This is a genomic window from Micromonospora sp. H61 (assembly GCF_018070325.1).
GTDB classification, from domain to species: Bacteria; Actinomycetota; Actinomycetes; order Mycobacteriales; family Micromonosporaceae; genus Micromonospora; species Micromonospora salmantinae.
This window is the reverse complement of the sequence record NZ_JAGPXY010000011.1, coordinates 41,078-66,133: the sequence shown is the minus strand read 5'-3', so window position 1 is coordinate 66,133 and position 25,056 is coordinate 41,078. Positions and strand designations below refer to the sequence as shown.

The 25,056-nt window shown below is 70.4% G+C and carries 21 protein-coding genes; 10 read left to right on the top strand and 11 right to left on the bottom strand.

The window, feature by feature from the left end:
- Window positions 1-33 precede the first annotated feature (33 nt).
- Together dnaN and dnaA are read right to left on the bottom strand one after the other, a co-directional pair.
- Window positions 34-1,167 carry a DNA polymerase III subunit beta gene (gene dnaN / locus KBX08_RS08420; RefSeq protein ID WP_210782097.1) on the bottom strand — a complete coding sequence of 378 codons (1,134 nt, stop codon included), beginning with the start codon at window positions 1,165-1,167 and terminating at the stop codon, window positions 34-36.
- A 776-nt stretch (window positions 1,168-1,943) separates the two neighbouring features.
- The gene (dnaA, locus tag KBX08_RS08415) at window positions 1,944-3,875 is read right to left on the bottom strand and encodes a chromosomal replication initiator protein DnaA (protein ID WP_247669075.1); all 1,932 of its coding nucleotides are present in this window, start codon (window positions 3,873-3,875) and stop codon (window positions 1,944-1,946) included.
- Window positions 3,876-4,384: 509 nt separating this feature from the next.
- Between dnaA and rpmH the strand changes: the two genes are divergently transcribed.
- The 9 genes from rpmH (at window position 4,385) to KBX08_RS33670 (ending at window position 13,233) form a co-directional block, all read left to right on the top strand.
- Window positions 4,385-4,522 carry a 50S ribosomal protein L34 gene (gene rpmH / locus KBX08_RS08410; protein WP_007453904.1) on the top strand — a complete coding sequence of 46 codons (138 nt, stop codon included), beginning with the start codon at window positions 4,385-4,387 and terminating at the stop codon, window positions 4,520-4,522.
- Window positions 4,523-4,556: 34 nt separating this feature from the next.
- Window positions 4,557-4,973 (top strand): ribonuclease P protein component, encoded by a 417-nt coding sequence (gene rnpA, locus KBX08_RS08405; RefSeq protein ID WP_210782095.1) that lies wholly within the window; start codon window positions 4,557-4,559, stop codon window positions 4,971-4,973.
- Entirely contained in the window at window positions 4,970-5,266 is a 297-nt protein-coding gene (yidD, locus tag KBX08_RS08400) for a membrane protein insertion efficiency factor YidD (protein WP_091396555.1), read from the top strand. Before rnpA ends, yidD begins: the two co-directional genes overlap by 4 nt.
- Window positions 5,267-5,268: 2 nt before the next feature.
- Window positions 5,269-6,258, top strand: a complete 990-nt coding sequence (gene yidC, locus KBX08_RS08395) for a membrane protein insertase YidC (RefSeq protein ID WP_210782192.1) — start codon at window positions 5,269-5,271, stop codon at window positions 6,256-6,258.
- 212 nt (window positions 6,259-6,470) lie between these two features.
- The gene (locus KBX08_RS08390; RefSeq protein ID WP_210782093.1) at window positions 6,471-7,088 is read left to right on the top strand and encodes a R3H domain-containing nucleic acid-binding protein; all 618 of its coding nucleotides are present in this window, start codon (window positions 6,471-6,473) and stop codon (window positions 7,086-7,088) included.
- 4 nt (window positions 7,089-7,092) lie between these two features.
- Window positions 7,093-7,947 carry a 16S rRNA (guanine(527)-N(7))-methyltransferase RsmG gene (rsmG, locus tag KBX08_RS08385; RefSeq protein WP_210782091.1) on the top strand — a complete coding sequence of 285 codons (855 nt, stop codon included), beginning with the start codon at window positions 7,093-7,095 and terminating at the stop codon, window positions 7,945-7,947.
- Between the two features lie 508 nt (window positions 7,948-8,455).
- Window positions 8,456-9,529, top strand: a complete 1,074-nt coding sequence (locus KBX08_RS08380) for a ParA family protein (protein ID WP_374101932.1) — start codon at window positions 8,456-8,458, stop codon at window positions 9,527-9,529.
- Between the two features lie 27 nt (window positions 9,530-9,556).
- A complete protein-coding gene (locus tag KBX08_RS08375; RefSeq protein WP_210782089.1) occupies window positions 9,557-10,573 on the top strand; it encodes a ParB/RepB/Spo0J family partition protein in 1,017 nt (338 codons plus the stop codon).
- Window positions 10,574-12,237: 1,664 nt separating this feature from the next.
- The gene (locus KBX08_RS33670) at window positions 12,238-13,233 is read left to right on the top strand and encodes a hypothetical protein (protein ID WP_247669085.1); all 996 of its coding nucleotides are present in this window, start codon (window positions 12,238-12,240) and stop codon (window positions 13,231-13,233) included.
- Between the two features lie 90 nt (window positions 13,234-13,323).
- Here KBX08_RS33670 and KBX08_RS08365 read toward each other — a convergent pair whose 3' ends face one another.
- Both KBX08_RS08365 and KBX08_RS08360 read right to left on the bottom strand, forming a co-directional pair.
- Window positions 13,324-14,325 (bottom strand): D-alanine--D-alanine ligase, encoded by a 1,002-nt coding sequence (locus tag KBX08_RS08365; RefSeq protein ID WP_210782087.1) that lies wholly within the window; start codon window positions 14,323-14,325, stop codon window positions 13,324-13,326.
- Between the two features lie 7 nt (window positions 14,326-14,332).
- Complete coding sequence (locus KBX08_RS08360; protein WP_210782085.1) at window positions 14,333-15,646, bottom strand: PLP-dependent aminotransferase family protein; 1,314 nt, start codon at window positions 15,644-15,646, stop codon at window positions 14,333-14,335.
- A 295-nt stretch (window positions 15,647-15,941) separates the two neighbouring features.
- Between KBX08_RS08360 and KBX08_RS08355 the strand changes: the two genes are divergently transcribed.
- A complete protein-coding gene (locus KBX08_RS08355) occupies window positions 15,942-16,607 on the top strand; it encodes a GNAT family N-acetyltransferase (protein WP_091396576.1) in 666 nt (221 codons plus the stop codon).
- A gap of 14 nt (window positions 16,608-16,621) precedes the next feature.
- Here KBX08_RS08355 and KBX08_RS08350 read toward each other — a convergent pair whose 3' ends face one another.
- The 7 genes from KBX08_RS08350 to murJ all read right to left on the bottom strand — a co-directional run bounded on the left by KBX08_RS08350 (window position 16,622) and on the right by murJ (window position 25,012).
- Window positions 16,622-17,785, bottom strand: coding sequence for an N-acetylmuramoyl-L-alanine amidase (locus KBX08_RS08350; protein WP_210782083.1), 1,164 nt, complete (start codon window positions 17,783-17,785; stop codon window positions 16,622-16,624).
- Window positions 17,786-17,945: 160 nt separating this feature from the next.
- Window positions 17,946-18,269, bottom strand: a complete 324-nt coding sequence (trxA, locus tag KBX08_RS08345; protein ID WP_030331849.1) for a thioredoxin — start codon at window positions 18,267-18,269, stop codon at window positions 17,946-17,948.
- 31 nt (window positions 18,270-18,300) lie between these two features.
- Complete coding sequence (trxB, locus tag KBX08_RS08340) at window positions 18,301-19,251, bottom strand: thioredoxin-disulfide reductase (RefSeq protein WP_091396582.1); 951 nt, start codon at window positions 19,249-19,251, stop codon at window positions 18,301-18,303.
- A gap of 183 nt (window positions 19,252-19,434) precedes the next feature.
- Complete coding sequence (locus tag KBX08_RS08335) at window positions 19,435-20,457, bottom strand: hypothetical protein (RefSeq protein ID WP_210782082.1); 1,023 nt, start codon at window positions 20,455-20,457, stop codon at window positions 19,435-19,437.
- On the bottom strand, window positions 20,454-21,164 hold the full coding sequence (sigM, locus tag KBX08_RS08330; RefSeq protein WP_210782080.1) for an RNA polymerase sigma factor SigM: 711 nt from the start codon (window positions 21,162-21,164) through the stop codon (window positions 20,454-20,456). Before sigM ends, KBX08_RS08335 begins: the two co-directional genes overlap by 4 nt.
- A gap of 43 nt (window positions 21,165-21,207) precedes the next feature.
- Window positions 21,208-22,815 (bottom strand): protein kinase family protein, encoded by a 1,608-nt coding sequence (locus KBX08_RS08325; protein ID WP_210782078.1) that lies wholly within the window; start codon window positions 22,813-22,815, stop codon window positions 21,208-21,210.
- Between the two features lie 445 nt (window positions 22,816-23,260).
- Entirely contained in the window at window positions 23,261-25,012 is a 1,752-nt protein-coding gene (gene murJ / locus KBX08_RS08320) for a murein biosynthesis integral membrane protein MurJ (RefSeq protein ID WP_210782076.1), read from the bottom strand.
- Between the last annotated feature and the right edge of the window lie 44 nt (window positions 25,013-25,056).

Here is a 25,056-nt window from a genome sequence, read left to right as displayed (position 1 = left end):
TACCTCCGTGGATCTGGGTGTTGCTGGGCGCGATCAGCGCGAGACGCGGATCGGCATGATGAGGTACCGGTACCCCGGAATGACCTCGCCATCCTCGCCGGCGGGAGAGATCACCGCGGGCTTGAAGGCGTCGACGAACGAGAGCACGGCCGTCTGAGCGCCCAGGTTTGCCAGACCGTCGATGAGGTACTGCGGGTTGAAGCCGATGGTCAGCGGTTCACCGGTGAAGGTGGCCTCCATCGCCTCGCTGGCCCGCGCCTCCTCGGAACCGCCGGCCTCAACCACCAGGCCGTCGGCGCTGAAGCTGAGCAGCACCGGGGTGGTCCGTTCGGCGACCAGCGCGACCCGCTTGACCACCTCGATCAGCGTGCTGACCGGCACCCGGGCCGCGGCGTTGTGCGTGGCCGGGAAGAGCGACCGCACCGGCGGGTAGTTGGCGCCGTCGAGCAGCCGGCTGGTGGTACGTCGGGTGCCGCCGGCGAGGCCGACCATGCCCTCGCCCGCAGCGCCCTGGGCAAGGGCGAGGGTGACCTCGCCGCCCAGCGGGCCGAGGGCCTTGGCGGTGTCGTTCAGGGTGCGGGCGGGCACCAGGGCGTTGATGCTCACCTCGGGGTCGTCCGGCCGCCACTGGATCTCGCGCAGCGCCAACCGGTAACGGTCGGTGGCGAGCATCGACAGGGTGTCGCCAGACAGCTCGACGCGGACACCGGTCATCATCGGCAGCGTCTCGTCGCGACCGGCGGCGATGGCCACCTGGGCCACCGCGGTGGCGAACGCTGCGGCATCGACAGTGCCGGCGCTCTGCGGCATCTCCGGCAGCGCGGGGTAGTCCTCCACCGGCATGGTGGGCAGCGTGAACCGGGCGCTGCCACAGACCAACTCGAGATGCGCGCCGACCGCGGCGATGTCGACCGGCTTGGCCGGCAACGCCTTGGTGATCTCGGCGAGCAGGCGGCCGGAGACGAGCGCGGCGCCGTCGGCGTCGCCCTGCACCTCGACGGTCACCTGGCTGGAGACCTCGTAGTCAAACCCGGAGACCCGCAGGTTGCCGTCGGTGACGCGGAGCATCACCCCGGCGAGCACCGGTACGGATGGCCGGTTGGGCAGGCTCTTCGCGGTCCACGCCACAGCCTCGGCGAGCGCGTCGCGCTCCACTCGGAACTTCATCAATGCCTCCGCGTCGACGTCAGCGACAACTCTCTCATGCCGACCGCTGCCTACCGTCCCGCCCGACCGTGCGGGTACCCATCGCACCTTAGGGCGCGGGGACATCGGCTGTGCGCCCGACCCCATGGATCGTGTCGATGCTGACCGGCTGATCCGACAGCGTTCGGCCCGATCCACAGAAAGCCCAACGGTGATGATTGGTTTTTGTTCTCTTAGAAGAGATAACTCATCGTCTTCATCGCACCTGTGCAAACTGTGGAAAACCGAGGTCTGCGCAGGTCAGGCAGGTTATCCACCGGTGATTTAGCTGTGGAGAACCGGGGGTACAACCGGCCCGTGTGTCCACAGCCCGGCGACGACGGCCGGTTGTCCACCGTTGTCCACCGGTTGTCCACCGGTAATCCACCGACTTTCTCCCCAAGCCTGTGGATCGCGGGGAAGATCACCATTGCCGTCATCCCCAGAACCTTCAACAGCTCGTACACAGGTTGATGATGATCGGTGGATAACCTGACGGTCGTCCCCAGGCGTCCACAGCTTCGTACACAGGGTTTCTCCACAGCCTGTGGGTAACTGGCGGAGGACGGACCGTAGTTATCCACCGACGGTGGATAACGAGCTGTGGACAACGAGCGGGGATCGAGGCGGTCACGGCCTCAATGCTGTGGTCTCCACCATGTCGAGAGTCCAGCTCACGGACCAAAAAGAACGCCCGACCGGAGATCCGGTCGGGCGTGTCCTGCGGCTGTGCGCCGCCGCGAGGGCCGTCGTACGCCTCAGCTGTTCTGTTTGATCCGGTTGGTCAGCTCGGCGATCTGGTTGTACAGCGAGCGGCGTTCCGCCATCTGCTGACGAATCTTGCGGTCGGCGTGCATCACAGTGGTGTGATCCCGGCCACCGAACGCCTGCCCGATCCGGGGCAGCGACAGCTCGGTCAACTCCCGACACAGGTACATGGCCACCTGGCGGGCGTTGACCAGCACCCGGGACCTGGACTGGCCACGCAGGTCCTCCAGGCTCACCCCGAAGTAGTCAGCGGTCGAGGCCATGATCTGGTCAGCGTTGATCTCCGGACCGGCGCCGTCGGGCATGAAGTCCCGAAGCACCTCCTCGGCCAGCGACAGCTCGACGGTCGACCGGGTCAGGCTGGCGAACGCGGTCACCCGGATCAGCGCGCCCTCCAGCTCCCGGATCGAGTTCGACACCCGGGAGGCGATGAACTCCAACACGTCCGGCGGGGCGTACATCCGCTCCTGCGCCGCCTTCTTCTGCAGGATCGCGATCCGGGTCTCCAGATCCGGCGGCTGGATGTCGGCCAGCAGCCCCCACTCGAACCGGGTTCGCATCCGGTCCTCGAGGGTCGCGAGCTGACGCGGCGACCGGTCGGACGTGATCACGATCTGCTTGTTGGCGTTGTGCAGCGTGTTGAAGGTGTGGAAGAACTCCTCCTGGGTGCGCTCGCGGTTCTCCAGGAACTGGATGTCGTCGATCAACAGGATGTCGACGTCGCGGTAGCGCCGCTGGAACGCGCTGGTCTTGTCGTCCCGGAGCGAGTTGATGAAGTCGTTCGTGAATTCCTCGGTCGAGACGTACCGGACCGAGCGGGCGTTGCCGAGTGTCGTGGCGTAGTGCCCGATGGCGTGCAACAGGTGCGTCTTGCCCAACCCGGAGTGCCCATAGATGAACAGCGGGTTGTACGCCTTGGCCGGCGACTCCGCCACCGCCACACTCGCCGCGTGGGCGAAGCGGTTGGACGAGCCGATGACGAACGTCTCAAACATGTACTTCGGGTTGAGCCGGTTTCCGCCGGTGTCGGCACCTGGCAACCGACGGTCGTCGCGGCCACCGGCCCGATGGTCCACCGCGCTGCGACCCGGGCCGCTGTCCGTACCGCTGTCCCGAGGCAGCGAACGGATCACGTGCTGGTCGCGTGGCGACGCCGAGTCGTCCCGGTAGCGGGGCTCGTAGGGCCGGGTGTCGGGGCCGGACGGGTCCAGGCGGGCAGCCTGCTCGTCGTAGCCACGCCGGTCCGGACCCGGTCGGGAGGGACGCAGGGGCTCCGCGAAGGCAGCGCTGAACAAGGCCTCCTGCCCGTCCCTGCTGGCCGGAATCAACCCCGCGCGATGCCCCTCCACGGGCGGCGCTGGCGGCGGACCCGCCGGCGCTGGCGGCGGACCCGGCTCGGGCGACTGCTCAGGGATCATCGCGTCGGCAGACGGTCGACCGCCCTGGTCGTCGTCGAACGGCGCCATACCGGGGCCGTCGATGTCGAGCTGCCCGGTCTCCGGGGCGCTGCGGTAGACGGTGCCGGCCGGTCGGCCGCTGGCGTCCTCGGCCACCCGAACGGTGACCGCGACCTGAATCGGTCGGCCCAGCCGGCGGGTGAGCGCCTCGGTGATCGCCGGGCGCAGTCGTGACTCGATCACGTCACGGGTGAACGCGTCCGGAACGGAGAGCAGTGCGGTGTCCTCGACGATCGCTCGCAGCCGGGTCAGTCGGAGATAGGCACGCTGCTGGGCGGAGATGATCTCGTCGGCGAGCTCGTCGGTCGCCGCTAACCACACTGCGGCAAGGTCGGTCGTACCGGCCACCGTCGTGCCACCCCCTCGCTTCTGCTCCCGGCCGCCGCTGTCTGCCAGCCGGCCGTCCCGGGCCCGCCGCGTTCGCGGGTGGAACAACACCCACCCGGACGGTCGACCGGTGGTCATCCACAAGTTATCCACAGCCTGTGTATCGACCGATTGTGGCCGCCGCCGGACGCGGGTGGGACCTGCCCCCGCCTGAACGGGCGCTGAAGCGGGTTCACCGTGCCGAACGATTCACTGCCATGTCCGGTCTTGCCTGCGCGACGACCGGAGCTTCCGACGCTCACCGCAATCGGGCACGGTAACAGCGTTGTCCCTGCGCCATCAACCGGCGACGCGGCGGCGCCCTTGTCGGCATCAGCGAAAACCGCCCTTCGGCCTCGGGCGCGTCCCGTTGTCCCCTGCTCGGGGTGTTTGACGGTCATTGCCCCCCTGCGTAGGCTGGAACGGCTGCTTTCTCGCCCTCTGCTAGGGTGATGGGTGCTTGCTGTCCGCGGTCGCATCCCCGCAACACCGAAGTCCCCGCTCCGCCGGACAGCACCGATCGTGGGCCACCGTCGAGGTGGCCTGGACCACCACACGACCCCGGCGATCCCGTCGCGCGGGGCGCGTACGAAAACGGAGAGCCTGACGTGAGCAAGCGCACCTACCAGCCGAACAACCGCCGGCGCGCGAAGACCCACGGCTTCCGGCTGCGCATGCGCACCCGTGCCGGCCGTGCCATCCTGTCGAGCCGTCGCGCCAAGGGTCGCACCACCCTGTCGGCCTGAGCCGACCGGGCCGGTCCAGGGGACGTGGGCAGTCGTGCTGGCCGCCGCACAGCGACTGCGGCGCAGCACTGACTTCGCCGCAGCGGTTCGCGGTGGCCGACGCGCCGGACGTGGCGCCGTCGTGGTCCACCTGACCGTGCCGGCAACCGTCGACCCCAGCACACCGACCTCGCCGGAGCCGGTACGGGACAACAGTGCGGAGCAGTCGTCCGTACCGTCCCGTGCCGGCTTCGTCGTGTCCAAGGCGGTCGGCAACGCGGTGACCCGTAACCGGGTCCGGCGCCGACTGCGGGCGCTGGTCCGGGAACGGTTGACCGACCTGCCCGACGGCAGCACCCTGGTCGTCCGGGCGCTCCCCGCCGCGGCGCAGGCGTCGTACCCTCGACTCGCCACCGACCTGGACGCCGCCATCGCGGTCGCCAGGTCGCCGCGCGAACGGCGGTCCCGATGAGCGGCACCGAGCAGAGCAGCCCACGGCCGTCGACAACCGGTGCCAAGGTGCTGATCGCGCCCATCATCGCGTACCGTCGGTGGATAAGTCCGGCACTGCCGGCTCGCTGTCGGTTCTACCCGTCGTGCAGTGCGTACGCCCAGGAGGCGGTCGTTCGGCATGGCGCGCTCCGGGGAGCCGTGCTGGCGGCCCGGCGGTTGTTGCGCTGCCACCCCTTTCACCCTGGTGGATATGACCCGGTGCCGGAGCCGGGCGGCCGCCGTCGTGCTGATGTGACTGGAGCCCCGAATTGAGTCTGAGTCTCGACTGGATCTACTACGCGATTTCGTGGATCCTGCTGACCTGGCACTCTGCCTGGGACGCCATCGGGGTGCCCGTCGGCGCGGTGATCGGCACCAACTTCGCCTGGATCCTGGCCATCATCTTCCTGGTGGTCACCGTCCGGGTCATCCTGTTCCCGGTCTTCGTCAAGCAGATCAAGTCGCAGCGGGCGATGCAGGCGCTCCAGCCCAAGGTCAAGGAGCTTCAGGAGAAGCACAAGGGTGACCGGGAGACGCTCCAGAAAGAAATGATGGAGCTCTACAAGAAGGAGAAGGCCAACCCGCTTATGGGTTGCCTTCCGATGTTCCTTCAGATCCCGGTCTTCCTGGGCCTCTTCCACGTGCTGCGCCGGCTCGACCCGGACAAGCAGAGCAAGACCCTCTACGGCTGGACCGCCGACCAGTTCCAGAGCGCCTCGCAGGCGAAGCTCTTCACCGCCCCGATCGCCGGCAAGTTCGGCTCCACTGCCGACGAGCTGGCCAGCCTCGGCGCCAACGGCAGCACCGTAAAGATCATTGCTGGTGTCCTGGTCCTGGTCATGATCGCCACCACCTACCTGACCAGCCGTCAGATGATCCTCAAGACCGGCTGGGCCGAGGACCCGCAGCAGCGGATGATCCAGCGACTGATGCTCTACGGCATCCCCGCGTCGCTGCTGATCTCCGGCGCGATCTTCCCGATCGGCGTCATCATCTACTGGGTCACCAACAACCTCTTCACCCTCGGCCAGCAGCAGTGGGTGCTGCGGAAGTTCCCGCCGCCGGTGACCGCCAAGAAGGCCGTCGCGCCCGCCGCCAGCCGTAACCCGGTGCAGCCTGCCAAGTCCGGTGGCCTGTTCGGTCGTGGCAAGACGGCCCCGCCGGCACCGGTCAAGGCGACCGCGCCCAAGGTGGCCGGGCCGAAGCCGGGCGCCAAGCCCGCAAACAACCCGAAGAAGAGCCGCCCCGCCAAGCGGCAGGGCTGACCTACGAGGGCCGCCGCCGGTGATCCGGCGGCGGCCCGTTCCGCACCGCGCAGCCGCCGTACGGCCGGCGCCGGGCGGAACCGACCGCGCACCGCGCGGCCACGGGCGACACTGCCCGTACAGACGTGCCTGTGGGCACCGGCAACCTCCAGCCGGCCCCGGGAAACCAGTCGGACCCGACGGTCCGGCCGAGCGAGTACGGAGATGAGACCGTGACCGAGACCAGCATCCCCCGCGCCGAGCAGTCCCTGGACGAGGAGGAGACCGCCACGCTCGCGGTGGACGGCGACGACACCGAAGCCGATGACACCGAGGCGGACGACGACACCGACACCGCCGCTGGCACCCGGGTGAAGAAGGCTGTGGGCGAGGGCGACCTGTTCCGGCAGAGCGAGATCGCCGCCGACTACGTCGAAGGACTGCTCGACATCCTCGACTACGACGGCGACATCGACGAGCTGGTCGCCGCCGGCCGTCCGATGGTCGAGGTGGTCGGCGAGCGGCTGCAGAATCTGGTCGGCCAGCGCGGGGCCACCCTGGAGGCCCTCCAGGAACTGACCCGCCTTGCCGTCTTCCGGCAGACCGGTACGCCGAGCCGTCTGCTGCTCGACGTCGGTGGCTACCGGGCGAACCGCCGTAAGGAACTCGCCGCGGTCGCCAAGAACGCCGTCGAGAAGGTCAAGGAGTACGGCGAGCCGGTCCGCCTGGACGCGATGTCCGCGTTCGAGCGCAAGTGCGTGCACGACGTCGTGAACGCCATGTCCGGCGTGGCGAGCGAGTCCGAGGGTGTGGAGCCGAACCGGCGCATCGTCGTACGGCCGGCGGACTGACCGGGTGACCCACGACGACATCACGGCCGACGCCGTGTCCGGCCCGGGCGGCGTGCCGCCCGGGCCGTCCGCTGTCCGCCCCGCCACCGTCGACGCCGATGCCGAATCGACCGGGCGGGACACCTCCCCGTCACCGGCCGACGCGGCGTTGCCGCCCGAGCTGGCCCCGGCCGCGCTGACCCTCTTCGGTGACCGCCTCGACCTGGCCGCCGCGTACGCCGAACTGCTGGCCACCGACGGGGTGGTCCGCGGCCTGATCGGCCCCCGGGAGGCACCCCGGATCTGGGATCGACACCTGCTCAACTGCGCCGCGGTCGCCGAGCGGATCCCGTCCGGCGCGACCGTGCTCGACGTCGGCTCCGGCGCCGGTCTGCCGGGTCTCGTCCTGGCCATCGCCCGCCCCGACCTCACTGTCACCCTGATCGAGCCGCTGGCCCGGCGGACGTCGTTCCTGATCGAGGTCGTCGAGCGACTCGGTCTGGCCAAGTCGGTGCGGGTGTTCCGTGGCCGGGCCGACGAGGCGGCCAGCGGGTCGAGTGGCCGGGAGCCGATCAGCGGAGACGTGGTGACCGCGCGCGCGGTCGCACCCCTGGATCGGCTCGCGGGCTGGAGCCTTCCCCTGGCGGTTCGCGGCGGTCGGCTGCTGGCGCTCAAGGGCTCGTCCGCCGCCGCCGAGATCGAGGAGCACGCCGAGGTGGTGGCGCGACTTGGCGGCGGGGAGCCGACCGTGCAGCTGTGCGGCGTCGGGGTGATCGACCCGCCCACCACGGTCGTGGAGATCGTGCGCGAGCGGATGGTCGGCCCGGCCCGCCCGGCGACCAAGAAACGCGCCCGGGGTGGACGCTCCCGCCGAGGTTGACACTTCGCGCCATCGGGCTTCCGGCCGGTGGGTTGCCTCGTTGTACCGGTACGGATGGACGAGGGGATGAGAACCCGACGTGGACCGGCCGCGCCCGTCCGCCGTAGGCTGACCGCGCGTCGATAGTGTGGAGCGGGTGACGGACGTCGCGGGTTTCCGACCGCTCCCGCGGGCCGTACGCTCCGGGTTGCGGGCGAGGATGCGGCCAAGTTGACCGGGGCGCGGACCGACCATCCGAAGCGGGCAGGGATGACAGGTGCATGACGACGGCAGGTACGACGATCCACGCGTGACCGGGTCGACCAGCGATCCCGTTTCACGTGAAACCGACTACCCGAGCTGGTCGCCCGGCGAGACCGGGCCATCGACCCGACCTAACGACGGCGATCCGCCGGCAGCGCTCGACCCGTCGTCGGGTGCCGGGCGGCCGGAGGGCTCGGCCATTCCGGAGCCGGCGAGTGGTCGTCGGACGCCGGAGGCGTCGAGTCGACCGATCAACGCCGCCGAGGTGCGGTCGACCTCAGGTCGCCGTAACACCGCCGCGGCGGTTCGCTTCGAGCCGGCCGTCCCACACCAACCCACTGCGGCGGCCGTTCGGGACGCCGCGCCGGTGGTCGCCGACGCACCTGTCGCTTCGACCGAGTCGTTGGCCGCCATGGCGGCCGATCCCACGTACGTTTCACGTGAAACCCCGACGCGCGAAGAGGATGACCCACCGTTGGCTATGGAGGCGATGCGCGCCGTGCAGATCCTGAATCCCAGTGGCGAGGTGACCATGCCTCGGCCGGACCGGACCCGGGTCATGTGCGTCGCCAACCAGAAGGGTGGCGTGGGTAAGACCACCACCACCGTCAACCTTGCGGTGGCGCTCGCCCTGCACGGCAACCGGGTGCTCGTGGTCGACCTCGACCCGCAGGGCAACGCCTCGACCGGGCTCAACGTCCCACACCACACCGGAATCCCCGACGTGTACGACTGCCTGATCAACAGCATGCCGCTGGCCGAGGTGGCGCAGGCGGTCGAGGGCATCCCCAACCTCTGGTGCGTTCCCGCGACCATCGACCTGGCCGGTGCGGAGATCGAGCTCGTGTCGGTGGTGGCCCGGGAGTCGCGCCTGGATCGGGCGATCGCCGCCTACCCGGGCGAGTTCGACTACGTCTTCATCGACTGCCCGCCCTCGCTCGGCCTGCTCACGGTCAACGCTCTGGTTGCCGCGCAGGAGGTGCTGATCCCGATCCAGTGCGAGTACTACGCGCTGGAAGGGCTCAACCAGCTGATCAACAACATCAACCTGGTACGCCAGCACCTCAATCCGAAGCTCGATGTCTCCACCATCCTGCTGACCATGTACGACCGTCGCACCCGGTTGGCCGACGCCGTCGAGCAGGACGTCCGGAACCACTTCGGCGACAAGGTTCTCCAGGCGGTCATCCCCCGCAACGTCCGGGTCTCCGAGGCACCGAGCTACGGCCAGTCGGTGATGACCTACGATCCCGGTTCGCGGGGCGCCACGAGTTACTTCGAGGCCGCCCAGGAGATCGCCGAGCGCGGCGTCAAGGAGCCGGTGGGCCGGAATGCGTAGTGCGGACGAGTCGCTGGGAGGCGTGGCATGAAGAACCGTCCTCGGGGCGGTCTGGGTAGGGGCCTGGGGGCGCTGATCCCGACCGGGCCGGCGCCGGCTGCCGCTGGCACCGCGACGGCAGATCCGGAGAGCGAGCACCTGGACGACGCCGGCACCGTCGCCGTCGCTGCGGTGCCGGCCGGAGCGCCGGTCCGCGAGCCGGAACCCGTGCTGAGCCCGGTGCCCGGTGCTCGATTCGCCGAGATCCCGGTCGACGCGATCATGCCCAACCCGAAGCAGCCCCGCCAGGTCTTCGATGAAGAGGCGCTGGAGGAGCTGAAGACCTCGATCCAGGAGGTCGGCTTCCTCCAGCCCATCGTCGTTCGGCAGCTCGACGACGAGAAGTACGAACTGGTAATGGGCGAGCGGCGCTGGCGGGCCGCCCAGGCGGTGGGGCGGGAGAGCATCCCGGCGATCGTCCGGGACACCCGTGACGACGCGATGCTCCGCGACGCCCTGCTCGAGAACATTCACCGGGCGAACCTGAACCCACTGGAAGAGGCCGCCGCCTACCAGCAACTGCTGGAGGAGTTCGGGGCCACCCACGAGGAGTTGGCCCGCCGGATCGGCCGGAGTCGCCCGCAGATCTCCAACACCATCCGACTGCTGAACCTGCCCGCCCAGGTGCAGCGCCGGGTAGCCGCCGGCATCCTGTCGGCGGGGCACGCCCGAGCCCTGCTGAGCCTCGACGAGGCGGAGGCTCAGGAACAGCTGGCCCTGCGGATCGTGGCCGAGGGACTGTCGGTTCGGGCGACCGAGGAGATCGTGGCCTTGGCCCTCAACGACGGGCCGGCGAAGGGTCAGGCCGCAAAGCGGAGGCCCAAGGCGCACGCGCCGGCCCTGACCGATCTCGCCGATCGGCTGTCCGACCGGTTCGACACCCGCGTGAAGGTGGACATCGGCCGGAGCAAGGGCAAGATCACGATCGAGTTCGCCACGGTGGACGACCTTGAGCGAATCGTCGGGATCATCGGTGTGCAACAGGAGGAGGGCGGGGAGGACTGACCCCGCCCGTCGCCTACGGCCGCGCTACCCGAACGGGGGCGCGGCCGTTCTGCATCCCGGGGTCGTCGCGGTTTCACGTGAAACAGACGGCGGACCTGATCCCGAGATCGGCCCGTGGGCCGGCGTCATCCCTGGTTCGCCCCCAGCCAGCCCGGGGTCCCCCTCTGGCCGCAGGAGAAGTCGGCGGGAGTGATGGACGGATGTGGTCGGTCGGTCGCGCTGGCCCGCACGTTCGAAAGCACAATCCGCTCGCGGCTCGCGGCTCGCGGCTCGCGGCTCGCGGGTTCCGGGTTCCGGCTCCCGCCTTGCGTGGCGGGCGATGGGCGGGGCGGTGGGCGACGAGCCTGGCGTCGCGGGCGGATAGTGGCGGAGCGGATGCAGCGGCGAGCGGCCGGGCACGGTGGCGGGCGACTTGGCGGCGGCCGCTGGGGTGAGTGCGGGCGCTGATGGATCCTCTACGCGCGTCGCAGGAGGCTTCGGGATGGTCCAGTCAACCCGAACCACCCCATGCGCCGATCAAAGCGCCAGCGAGCCGCTCAGTGGCGCGAAACGACATCTCCGTTGTCATCGCACCTCGGCCGAGGCTCCCGACTGCGGTCAATCTGCGGGAGCAGCCTCGCAGCGAACTTGGCGGGAGTCCGCCGAGCCACCAGACCGCGGCACCGCCGGACCACCAGGCCGCCGGACCGCCGGACCACCAGGCCGCCGGACCGGCGGACCGCCGGACCGCCGGACCGCCGGACCGCCGGACCGCACGAACTTGGTGTACGAGCGGTAGCCAGCGCAAGCCTGGCCCCGGACCGCAGGATCGCCCTTCGCTGCCCGGCGCGCGGTTTCACGTGAAACCGCGACAGCGACGCGCTGGCACCGATCGAAACCCTGGGGTCGACGGTCAAGCGAGTCGCCTCCCCGTCTCCGACCCTCGACGTCAGTGCTGCGGTTCGGCCTCTCCGTCCGTCGGCGTCCGGAGCATCCGGGGCATCCGGGCCGGGCGGGCCGAGGTCTGCTGACGCGGTCCGAGAACACGGGCCAAGCCGTCACCGCCGACGCGTACCAACGAGCCAGCGGGCGGTCGTCGGCGGCTGAGCACCGCGCCGGCGGTGGCATGTGGCGCCGATCGGAGCCGGCCCGTCCGATGTCGTCTCCAGTGGGCCGTCGAACCCGCCGATTTGGCGGTTCGCGGACAACGACCGACTGGCCAAAAAGTTATCCACACCGGTTGTCCACAGGCACCCCCCGTTTCACGTGAAACAGCGCGTGGGAGCGGGTGTGAGCCTGTGGATGACGGCCTGTGTTCAGGATCTCGGCAGCCTGTGGATATCGCCTCTCGATGCCTGCGCGACCACGCGCACCCGGCCGACGGCGGGTGCCGATCCGGTGGCCCGGGACCGCTCGAACAGGTAGGGACAGCGGTGCCAGACTCGGTTAGGGTCAGCGTCGTGCACGACAACCCTCCCTCAGTCCCGGACTTCACCCAGTGGCCGTCATTTCCCTTCGAGGGTGACCTCCACGTGAAGCAACTCGATGATCCGGTCCCGGTCGAACCGCCCCGGAAGGGCGAGGGTCTCCGGGAATGCACCGCCTGCAACGCACCCGACGACGCCTACATCTGGGTGGGCGAGCGGTGGCGGGTCCGCGCCATGGACCGGCCCACCGGCCTGCCCATGGTGCTCATCCTGGAATCGCGCACCCACCTCGACCTCGGCGACCTGCCGAACCTTCTGGCCGCCGAGCTGGGGGTGATGACCGTACGTCTGGAGCGGGCCATCCGGTCGCTCGACGGCGTGGCACGGGTGCACGTCAATCGCTGGGGCGACGGCTCGGCCCATCTGCACATGTGGTTCCTCGCCCGTCCGTACGGCCGCCTTCAACTGCGGGGCACGTTCCTGTCCCTGTGGGACTCGATCCTGCCGCCGATCTCCGAGGCACAGTGGCGGGAAAATCTGGCGCTCGTCGCGGCCTGGCTCGCCGAGTTCGGTGGCCGCCCGCTCGCCGAGCCGCCCCGCATCCAGTGGCAGGCGCCGTCCAGTCTGCTTGCCCAGTCCGCTGCCGCGGATGCCGCTGCCGCAGCGGAGGCCGCTTCAGCGGCAGCAGCCGGGACGGAGGTGGTCTCGGTCATCGAGGCGGCAGAGGAGATCCCGGAACCGGCGTCGGACTCCACTCCTGATCCGAGCGACGCCGACGGCGGACCCCGGGCCGAACCGGCCGGGGACCCGGACGCCGATGCCGGCTCGACGGCGACCACCGTCACCGACCGCCCGGCTGAACCCGCCCGGTCGGCCACGGTCAGCGGTCCGGCGGCTGAACCCGCTCGGACGGCATCCAACACCAATCTGCCCGGCACCCCGGCCGCCGGCACCCGGGACTCCACCGCCGCAGCATCGGGCAGCGCAGCATCCGGCAGCGCAGCCACGACGGCCACCGACAGACCTCACGTCGTCGGCTCGGCGGAGAAGCCCACCGGCGGGCCCCACGTCGGCCCGGCGAGCGGAAGCGCCGACGAGGCTGATTCCGCCAACCCAGCCGCGTACGACCCGGCCACCGGGGACGCCTCCGGAGAGGCAATCAGCAGGACCGCCCCCGAGAAGCGCGCCGGCACTCCGGGCGCGGTCGCGCGCACCAACGGCAGCGACACACCCGACATACGCGCGACCCACTGATCTGGAACCGACCGTGAGGTTGACCCCGACAGGCCAACCTCATGGTCGTCCGGCGGGTGGTCCGCTCGGTCGAACGGGTTGGCGGATAGGTCAGTGCCTGGTGAGGCGGGCGGCTGCTCGGGCGACCAGGGTGCCGAGGAGTCGGCCGAAGTCCAGCCCGGCCGCCTGCACGGCGAGCGGGAGCAGTGACGTCTCCGTCATCCCTGGCGAGACGTTGACCTCCAGCACGTGCGGCTGGCCGGCTGCGTCCACGATCACGTCGACGCGGGAGAGATCCCGTAGACCGAGCGCGGTGTGCGCGGCGAGGGCCACGTCAGCGACCGTGGCAGCCACCTCCGGGTCCAGCCGGGCGGGGGCGTGCCAGGTGGTCCGCCCTGCTGTGTAACGGGCGGCGTAGTCGTACACGCCGTTGCGCGGCACGATCTCCACCGGCGGCAGCGCCTGCGGGCCGTCGCCGAGGTCGACGACGGAGACCGCCACATCCATCCCCGGCACGTACCGCTCCACGAGCGCCGTGGAGTAGTACGCGAAGCAGCCGACCATCGCGGCGGGCAGCGCGGCGGCGTCCCGGACCACAGCCCCGCCCAGCCCGGACCCGCCCTGCGCCGGCTTCACCATCAGGGGTACGCCCAGACGGTCGACGATCCGGTCCAGGACGGCGACCGCGCCGAGCTCGGAGAAACGATCGTGCGGGAGCGCCACCCAGTCGGGGGTGGGGATGCCGGCCTCGCGGAGCACCGCTTTGGCCGAGGGCTTGTCCCAGGCGACCCGGGAGGCCCGAGCGTCGCAGCCGACGTACGGGACGTCGCACAGATCCAGCACCCCGCGCAGTGAGCCGTCCTCGCCGGTCGCGCCGTGCAGTGCGATCACCACCGCGTCCGGCGGGTCGGCCGCGAGCGACGGCAGCAGCGCCGCGTCCGCGTCGCGCAGCTCGGCCTCCACCCCGACGGCGCGCAGCGCGTCGAGCACCCGACGACCGGAGCGCAGCGACACGTCCCGTTCGTAGGAGAGCCCACCGGCGAGCACCACGACGCGCAGGTCGGCCGAGGCGGCGGAGTCGGTCACGAGGAGGTGCTCGGCGGTCGTAGCCATGCCGGCATCATGCCAAGTCGGGCCCGGGCACGTCGGAGCCGGCCCGGCCGCGTCGGCCGGCGGCACCACCCACGGCACCGAAGACCCGGCGCATGGCGATCTCCTGCTCCATCACACCGGCCAGCCGGCGGACGCCCTCGCGGATCCGTTCCGGCGGCGGGAAGCTGAAGTTGAGCCGCATGGCGTCGGTGCCGGTGCCGTCGGCGTAGAAGCCGGTGCCGGGAACGTAGGCGACCCGGGCGGCGACCGCTCGCGGCATCATGGCCTTCGAGTCGAGCCCGTCGGGCAGGCTGGCCCACACGAAGAGACCGCCGGCCGGGGTGGTCCAGCTGGTGCCCTCGGGCATCAGGTCGGCCATCGCGTCGAGCAGGGCGTCGCGGCGTTCCCGGTAGACCTCGCGATAGACCTTGAGCTGCTGCCGCCAGGGCATCGTGCTCAGGTAGGTGGCCACTGCGGCCTGGGCGAAACCGCTGGGGCAGAGGATCTGCGCCTCGTTGGCGATGACCAGTTTGTCGCGGACCGCGTGCGGCGCCAGGATCCAGCCGACCCGCAGCCCGGGGGCGAAGGTCTTGGAGAAGGTGCTGAGGTAGAAGACGCCGTCGCGGCGGCGGGCCCGCAGAGGAGCCGGGGCCTCACCCTCGAACCCCAGTTGGCCGTACGGGTCGTCCTCGACGACGAGCAGGCCGGCGCGCTCGCAGATGTCGAGCACTCGTTCCCGGCGCTCCTCGCTGAGCGTCACGCCGGTCGGGTTCTGGTAGGTGGGGATCGTGTAGAGGAACTTGACCCGCTGGCCCGCGCGGGCCAGGTCGGCGATGGCCGCCTCCAGCGCCTCCGGGATCAGCCCGTCCGCATCCATCGGTACGTGGACGACCTGCGCCTGGGCCGCCTGAAACACGCCGAGCGCACCGACGTACGTCGGCCCCTCGGCGAGCACCACGTCGCCCGGGTCGAGGAAGAGCCGGGCCACCAGGTCCAGTGCCTGTTGCCCGCCCACGGTGACCACGACGTCCTCGGGGGAAGCACCGCAGGCGGCGTCGATCCCGGAGAGCGACATCACCTCGCAGATCCGTTCGCGCAGCTCGAGGGTGCCCTGACCAATGCCGTACTGAAGGGTGGTCACGCCGTGCTCGGAGCCGAGCCGGCCGAGCATCTCGCCGACCGCGTCCAGCGGAAGGGCGGCGATGTACGGTGCGCCACCGGCGAGCGAGACGACCTCCGGACGACTGGCCACCGCGAACAGTGCTCGGATCTCGGAGGCGGTCATCCCGCGTACCCGCCGGGCGTACCGGTCGGTGTAGTCGTCGAGTGTCGTGCCGGTCATGACCTCACCTCGATCGCTGCTCGAGTGGCTCCCGCCCCGGGTACCCCGCACACCGCTGACCATGGCGGCGGACACACCGATTGTCGATCCTAGTCCGCCGGAGTGGTGCTGCCGCCGTGCCGCAGCAGATCGACCACATGGCGGACCGTCCTCGGCGTCCCCCGTTGCGCTGGGCATTCGCGAGTCCCCTCCCGCATCTCCGATCGGCGGCGTACGATCGCTCGTCGGGGGCAGGAAGGCGGCGCTGTCGTTCGATGCCGGTCTCACCACCGAGCCTATTGTGGGGATGCGCCATATGTCGCGACGTCTGGTCAGCCTGACCCTCGACACGTTGGAAGACCTCCCGCGCCCGTGCCGGCAGTGCGTCTACTGGGAGCTCGATCCGGTCTCCGCGGACCGGGCCTGTGCCGCTGGCGATCCGGGCCTGGAGAAAGAGGCATGGGTCTCCCAGACGCTGCTGGAGTGGGGCTCCTGCGGCAAACTCGCGTACGTCGACGGCATGCCGGCCGGCTTCGTGATGTACGCCCCGCCCGCCTACGTGCCCCGTTCGATGGCGTTCCCGACCTCACCGGTCTCCGCGGACGCGGCACTGTTGATGACCGCCAACGTGGTAGCCGCGTTCTCCGGCGGCGGGTTGGGCCGGATGCTCGTGCAGGGTGTCGCCCGGGACCTGACCAAGCGTGGGATCAAGGCGATCGAGGCGTTCGGCGACGCCAAGTTCGGCGACGCGGACGACCCCGCCGGCGGTTGCGTGGCCCCGGTCGACTTCTTCCTCTCCGTGGGCTTCAAGACCGTACGTCCGCATCCGCGCTTCCCTCGGTTGCGTCTTGAGCTGCGTACGGCGCTGAGTTGGAAGTCCGACGTCGAGTACGCGCTGGAGAAGCTGCTCGGGTCGATGAGCCCGGAGACCCTGCTCCGGCCGGTCCGTCCGGCCCCGGCCACCCGCTCCACCAACGGCTGACGCCCGGCGGCGAATCAGTCCAGCACAGTGCCGGCGGTCACCACGGCACGCAGTTCGCTGACGTCGAGCGATCCGGTCGGGACGTCTCGTTCGATGGGGTAGTACATCCGCTGCACCGCGGCCACGATCGCCTCCACCACCCGGTCCCGGAACCGGGGGTCGACAAGGTGGGCGCGGTCCGTCGGCGAGGTGAGGTAGCCGACCTCGACCCGGACGGCGGGCATCCGCGTCAGTCGCAGCAACTCCCACGTCTTGGCGTGGGTACGGCAGTCCCGCAGCCCGGTGCGAGCGACGATCTCCCGCTGCACCAGCCCGGCCAGGCGTTCACCGGTCGCCGAGGTCACCCCGTTGTCGGTGCCGTAGTGGTAGGTCGCGACGCCCTCCGCGTCCGGGTTGGCGTGGCCGTCCAGGTGCAGCGAGATGAACACGTCGGCGCCGAGCGAGTTGGCGAGCAGGGCCCGGTCGGTGTCCGGCAGGCAACTGTCTGGCGACGGGCCACGGGTGAGCTGCACCCGCACCCCGGAGGCGGCGAGTCGCCCCTCCAGTCGGCTGGCCAGGTCGTGCACCAGATCCGCCTCGGTCCAGCGCAGCGAGCCGTCCGGCACCACCATTCCGGGGTCGGTGCCGCCGTGCCCCGGGTCGATGACGACCGTCTTGCCGACCAACGCCGGCCCGGACTGCCGGATCGCGTCGGATTCGCGGAGCCACTGCGGGCGGCCACCGACCACCTTGCGGCCGATCCGGCGGAGCGCGTTCATGGTGTGTGGGCCGCAGGAGCCGTCCGGGGTGAGCCCGACCTCACGCTGGAACTGGGCCACCGCCCTCGACGTCCGGACACCGTAGATGGCGTCCGCGCGGCCCACGTCGTACCCCATCTCCAGCAGTCGCTCCTGCAGCGACCGGACGTCCTCGCCGGTGAGGGGCTCGGGGACCGCGTGGTAGAGCGTGCGGGCGCCGAGCCGCCAACGGGCGGCATCCAGGGCTCGCCAGGTCTCCGCGCCGACCCGGCCGTCCACACTGAGCCCGCGCGACTGCTGGAACGCGCGCACGGCCCGCTCGGTGTCGAGGTCGAACTCGTCGGTTTGCGGGCCGGCGGCGGCCAGCAGTTCGAGGCCGGTCAGGATGGTACGGATCTCCGTGACCGCGGGTCCCCGGTCACCGGGTCGGATCGGACGCACGCACGACCCCCTCTGCACGACGCTGGCTGGCCGGGCGGCCCAGGCTTGAGGCTATGCGTTCCGGGGCGGCGAGGAGGCTGGGGCCGAGAAATACGCCGACGAAGACACCGAACCCCGCACCCGGCGAGCGGGTACGGGGTTCGGTTGATGTTTCTGCTGGTCAGAGGGCCGACTCGATGAGCCGGACCAGCTCGCCCTTCGGCTTGGCGCCGGCGATCGACTGCACCGGCTGGCCGTTCTTGAAGACGGTGAGCGTCGGCACCGACATCACCCGGTAGGCCCGCGCGGTCTCCGGGTTCTCGTCGATGTTGAGCTTGACGATGGTGACCTGGTCACCCATCTCCCGGGCGATCTCCTCGAGCAGCGGCGACACCTTGCGGCAGGGCCCGCACCACTCCGCCCAGAAGTCCACCAGCACCGGCTTGTCGGCCTGCAGCACGTCAGCGACGAAGCTCTTGTCGGTGACCGCCTTGGTTGTTCCCACTATGCCCCTCCTCCGGGATGTGTTCCTTGTTTCAGCTGAGCGTCGCGATGAACCGCTCGGCGTCGAGCGCGGCGGCACAACCGGTGCCGGCCGCGGTGATCGCCTGACGGTAGGTGTGGTCGACCACGTCGCCGGCGGCGAAGACACCGGGCACGTTGGTGCGGGTGCTCGGGGCGTGGACCTTCACGTAGCCCTCGTCGTCCAGCTCGACCTGGCCCTGGAACAGCTCGCTGCGAGGGTCGTGACCGATGGCGACGAAGACGCCGGTCACGTCCATCACCTTGGTCTCGCCGGTGTGCACGTTGCGGACGCGTACCCCGGTGACCTTGCCGTCCTCGCCGAGGATCTCCTCGACGGTGCTGTTCCACTCGACCTTGATTTTCTCGTTGCTCAGCGCCCGGTCGGCCATGATCTTGCTGGCCCGGAACGAGTCGCGGCGGTGGATGATGGTCACCGACTCCGCGAAGCGGGTGAGGAAGGTGGCCTCCTCCATCGCGGAGTCGCCGCCGCCGACGACCACGATCTGCTGGTTGCGGAAGAAGAAGCCGTCACAGGTGGCACACGCGGAGACGCCGTGGCCCAGGAACTCCTGCTCACCGGGCACGCCCAGCGGACGCCAGGCCGAACCGGTGGAGAGAATGATGGATCGCGCCCGGTAGGCGGTCTCGCCAACCCAGACGGTGCTCACCGCGCCGGAGCCGGCGTCGCCGGTGTCCACCAGCTCGACGCGGGTCACGTCGTCGGTGAGGAACTCGGCGCCGAACCGCTCGGCCTGCTTACGCATGTTGTCCATCAGCTCGGGGCCGAGGATGCCGTCGGCGAAGCCGGGGAAGTTTTCCACCTCGGTCGTGGTCATCAGCGCGCCACCGGACTGCACGCCCTCAATGATCAGCGGCTTCAGGTTGGCACGTGCGGCGTAGACCGCCGCTGTGTAGCCGGCCGGCCCGGAGCCGATGATGATCAGGTTGCGGACCTCGTCCACTGCCGTCTCCCGAGTTGTGTGTGTTCGGCGTCGGCGCGAGCACCGATGCTGATCCGAGTCGCCGACGCCTGGGTGGGGCCGGCAGCTGACTTCCAGAACGTCATCGTACGAACCGGGGATTCCCGAGCCGGGCATCCGGTGGGTCAGGTCACGTGGGGGGTCATCGTGCCATTGACCGTGGATTCACCCTACCCGCGCCGAATACCGGCTGTCCGAGCCGGACCCAGGCACTCCGCACTCCGGGCCACTCACCCAGGCCCACCGGGCGCCGGTCGCGTCGGTGAAGTGGATGACCAGCGCCTGATCGCCCTGGAACCGCGCGTAGTCGATCACCTCGACCACCAGTGGGGCCGATCCGTGCTCCGTCGCGACGCTGGCCAGACAGCCGGTCAGCGCGGCGTCGTCGGTAAGCCGGGCCAGCTGGTCCGACCCGTCGGGCGAGGGACGGCGCTCGCCCTCGGCATCCACCTCCGGCTGCTCGCCCGGGCTGTTGCCGGTCGCCCGACTGGCAGCCGGTTTGCCCGGGGCGTCGGTGCCGTAGGCGTTGCCGAGGGTCTGCGGGGTGTAGTTCGTACCGCTGCGCAGTGCAGGCCCGGTGGTGCGTGCCGTCCCGGGCCCCGCGACGCCCTCCGGCGCGCTGGCCGGTCGGTTCATGGCGGTGGTGTCACCGGAGTCGTCCGACGCCCGCATCGAGAGCTGGTTGAGGCCCAGCGCGACGGCGATGGCGGCGATCGCGGCGGCGGCCACGGGTGCGCCACGGCGGGCCCAGCCGCGCCGGCGACGGCCCGGGCCGGTGGACGCCCAGCGCCCCGACCCGCCGGACGTGGGGACGGGAGGCCGGCGACCGGCCCCGCCCTGCGCCGGTACGACCAACGGGGTCGCCGCGTCGCCGTCCCGATCGACGCTGGGCGCGCCGGCGGGTGCCTCCTCGGTCGAGGTGTCGGTCGTCGGCTCCGCCGAGGCCAACGCGGCCAGGAGGCGGTCGGTGATCGCCGACGGCATCTCCGGGGACGGCTCGGCCCAGCGGGTGAGGTCCGTCCGGACCTCGGTCACGGCGGGGGCCAGCAGCGCGTACGCCTCGGCCCAGGACGGGTCCGCCGAGACCAGTCGGGCGACCTCGTCCTGCTGCGGGGTGCCGTCCAACGCCCCGCCGAGGTAGTCAGCGAGGAGGTCGATGTCGACCTCCCGGAACCCCTCGGTCGTCACGTGTCCTCCTGGTTGGCGTCCCGCCGGTATCGACCTGACCCCGATCCGACGCCCTCCACCGGGCCGTGGTTCCCCGGCGTGACGCCGGGCACGCCCGTGATCGGGGCGGTGGGGTCCGGTCGGGCCGAAGGCGTCGCGACGGTGGCGGGGCGAAGATGCCCGAGCAGCACGGCCAGCCGCGCCCGACCCCGGGCGCACCGGCTCTTCACAGTGCCCTCGGCGACACCGAGGATGCGGGCGACCTCGGCGACCGGATAGCCCTGTACGTCGACCAGCACCAGCGCGGCGCGTTGCTCAAGGGGCAGCGCGGCGAGCGCCTCACGGACCACCAGCACTGTGTCGTGGTCCACTGCCGGTGCCGCCGGCTCGAGCCCGCCGGTGCCGTCGTCGGCCCGGTTGCCGTCCGGCAGCGGCACCGTGGGGTGCGCCTGCCGGCGTCGGATCCGGTCCAGGCAGGCGTTGACCACGATCCGGTGCAGCCAGGTGGTGACAGCGGAGTCGCCGCGGAAGCGGGCCGCCGCCCGATGCGCCGACAGCAGGGCGTCCTGGAGTGCGTCGGCTGCCTCCTCGCGGTCGCCGAGCGTCCGCAGGGCCACCGCCCACAACCGGTCCCGGTGCCGGTGGAACAGTTCGGTGAAGGCGTCCCGGTCTCCCGCGACGTGCGCGCGCAGCAGCTCCAGGTCTCTCGCGGCGGCGCGCTCGTCCATCACCGCGTCCAGTGCGTGCGGTGCCCGGATCGTGGGGCCCGGCTCACGACCCCTGGACCGTAATCTCCTGCACCCCCAGCTTGAACCCACCCTCGGCCGGAGCCAACTCGGTGATCCAGAACAGCAGGTACTGGTATTTCTGGTCGGCGTCGAAGCCGTTGAACGTCATGGTGGTGCCGTCGTGGTCCTCGAACGGCTGGCCGATGGCGGTCTTGTAGCTCGCGACCAACTGCTTGTCACCGTTGGAGCTGGACGGCGGGTTGGTAGTGCCGGCGAACAGCTGGGCGGACGCGTTGGTGGCCGACAGCACTGCCTGCACGGACTTGACGGTGTGCGGCTGGCCGAGGTCGATCCAGACGCCCATGCCCTTCTTCAGGTTGCCGAAGTTGGGCCGGTCGCGGTAGGTCTCGGTCTCCCAGCCCTTGTCATCGTCACCGTCGATGACCTTCTCGGCGCCGTCGACCTCACTGCGGTCCTTGCTGTCCGGGTCGATGATCCGGACGTCCTTTACTGTCAGCTTGCGGGCCGTCGCGGCGGCCGGGGTGGCGTCGCCGGCCGGGGCACTGGAGGTCGGCGCGGCGACCGGGTTGGACTGCGGGTCCTTGTCGTCGCCGCCCAGGGCGATGATCCCGATCAGCAGACCGACCAGGGCGACGGCCAGCAGGCCAGCGATGCCGACGGCGACCTTGCGACCCCCGGCCGCGGCCAGCGGCGACGGCTCTTCCCCGGTCTCGGCGGCGAACCGCAGTGGTCCGCTGTTGTCGAGGTAGTGCTCGTCCTCGGCCGGCACGTCCAGTCGCGCCAACTCGGCGGCGAGCACGTCGGAGGACGGCGGCGCGATCTCGGCGTCGAGCAGATCCATGGTCAGGTCGTCCAGGTACGCCGGAACGCCCGCCCGAACCTGGCGCGGTGCCGCGATGGCACCCCCGGCGTCCCGAACAGCGTCCGGGATCGCGGCGCGGCCGTGGCCGGCGGTGGCGCCGTGCAGTGGTGCCTCGGTGTGCGGCCACGAGCCGGTCAGCGCAAAGTAGAGGACCCCGCCGACCGCCCGGATGTCGTTCTCCTGGCTGTCGGCGCCGTCGGTGCGGGCGTCGGCCAGGACCACCCGGCCCTCATCACTGATCATGACGGTGCCGGGGTGGACGTTGCCGTGCACCATGCCGGTGGCGTGCACCGCGGCGAGCGCGCTCGCGACGGCGTTGCCGATCGCGGTGGCCCGAGCCGGGTCCAGGGGGCCGTCGGTCGCCAGGTCCCGCAGGGACTGCCCGTCGACCCACTCGCGCACCACGTACGCCCGGTCGGCCTCGTCGATCGCGTCGTAGACGCCGACCAGGTTGGGGTGGATGACCCGGCTGGCCGCAACGGCGGCCTGAAGCATTTCGGTGGCGGAGTCGCCACCCGGGTAACGCAGCACCACGGCAACGGGACGGCGCAGGATGACATCGACCCCGCGCCAGACCAGCCGACCCGCACTGTCGTTGTTGATGTGCTCAACCAGTTCGTACCGCTCGGCGAGGACTTCACCGGCCGTGGGAGCACCGAAGGTCATGACCGGAGGAGCGCTTTCGTCCGCCTCCTGACCCTCGCCGACCTGGGTCACCCGTCCTCCCTCGGTGATCGTGTCGATCGATGAACCCGAACTGCTGGGCATGTGGCTTCCCGCTCTGCCGTTGAAGGAACCGGCCGACCGGTGTCGACGCCCAGCGTCGGCCCCTGCCGTACCCGTCGAGAGCGACCTTACCCGGGTTGCCCGTCTCTCCGACATGTCATCTTCCCGCCGTACCTGGCGGGGTTCCGGCTGTCGAAGAGGTCGTCCGGTTACGACCGTTGTCAGCCACGTTGCTGGCACATGTACTAGCTAATCTACGGCTTCGCCGCAAGTGACCGACGCCGGGGCTGGGCTGGCGTGCCGCTTGCGCTACCTCGTACGTTCCCACCGATCGGGTCGCCACCCTCAGCCGTACGGTTGGTTATCCACAGGCCGAAGCGGCGGTTGACCGGCGAATCGCGGAGTTATCCACAGGCGCATCCCCAGCCTGGTGATCCGTCGTCACAGTCCGTATGACTGTCAACTTGTTGTAATCGAATGCGGACGTTCAGCGACCGAGCCGTCGGCGAACCATCCCGACCACCTCGGTGATCTCCCCGATCCGCAGCAGCATGGCCAGACCCAGGTAGGTCCCGCCGATCACCACGCCGCCGATCACGAGCTGCACGACAGCCTGCATCCAACTTGGCCTGTCGCCGCCGGGCAGAAGACTCACGACGAGGAGGCCGACCAGGGCGGCCCCCAACGCGGCAACCGCCACTCGACCGAGCGTCCGCAGGATGGCACCCATCCCGATCCGGCCTACGCGGGGCCGCAGCAGCCACGCCGAGGCGAAGGCGGCAGCCAGGTAGGACACGGCGTTGCCGATCATCATCCCGGCCGCAGCGAAGTGGGCGGCGAAGGCGACGTAGAGCACCACCTGCACGCCGATCCGCAGGGCGACCACCGGGATGTTGATCAGCGCCGGGGTGCGGGTGTCCGGCAGGGCGTAGAAGGCGAAGGTGAAGAGCTGGCTGATCGCGAACGGCACCAGCGCCAGCGCCGCCACGAGCAGCACCAGCGAGGTGTCCGCCGCGTTCTCGTCGGTGAACGCGCCGTAGCGGAACAGCGTCACGGCCAGCGGAGTCGCCAGTACCGCGTAGCAGACCGCGATCGGGGCGAGTACCGCCGAGACGGTGCGCGTGCCCCGGGAAAGGTCGGCGGCGACGTCGGAGTACCGGCCGTCGGCGGCGGCCGCGCTCATCCGGGGCATCAGTGCAGTGATGATCGATACGGCGATGATGCCGTGCGCCATCATCAGCAGCAGGAACACGTTGTTGTAGATCAGCGGGCCGGCAGCGTTCTCCTTGCCTGCCCGGTTCAGCAGGTTGAACATCACGATCAGGCCGACCTGGCTCACCGCGACGTAGCAGAACATCCAGCCGCCGAGACGCCCCAGCTCCCGTAGCCCGAGGGTGCGGAAGTCGAACCGGAACTTCCACCGGAAGCCGACCTTGCGCAACGCTGGCAAAAGGCCGGCGGCCTGGATCGCGACGCCGAGCAGGGTGCCGCCACCGATCAGCAAAATCCGGCCGGTGGTCATGTCCTCCGGCTTGACGATCTTCGCGCCGAAGATCGCGATGTACAGGCCCGCGGTGGCGATCACCACGATGTTGTTGAGGATCGGCGCCCACATCGGCGCGGCGAAGTGCCCCCGGGTGTTGAGCACCGCGCTGATCAGCGCACTGAGACCGGTGAAGAAGATCATGGGCAACATCAGGTACGACAGTGCCTTGACCAGGCCCCGGAAGTCTTCGCCGGTGTTCTCGCCAGCGTAGAGCTTGGTCAGGAGTCCGGCCGACAGCACGGCCAGCAGGGCCGCCCCCGCCAGGGTCAGCACCGCGAGGGTCAGCAGCCGCTGGGCGTACGCCTGGCCGCCATCGGTGTCGACCCTGCGCCGACGGACAAGCACCGGGATCAACACGCTGGTGAGGATGCCGCCGAGCAGGAACTCGTAGACCATTCCGGGCAGGATCTGCGCGGTGGTGTACGCGTCACCCACCAGCGCCCCACCCAGCGCGGCGGTCAGCGCCAACGTGCGCAGGAAGCCGGTGCCCCGGCTGACCAGGCTGCCGATCGCCATCACCGCGCTGTTGGTCGCCGCGCTCGCCTCGCCCACCTGCTCCTGCGGCGGCGCGGTCGACTCGATGGCCGGCTGGTTCAGCGGCTCGGCGGAGATGAAGGTGGCGCCGTCCCCGGGACGGGCGCCAGCGCCGCCATCGTTCGCGGCGTTGGCGCTGCGGTAGAGCCCGCCGCTCATCTCCAGCCTCCCAGGGGTACGTCGAGTCGGACACCGACCCGCAC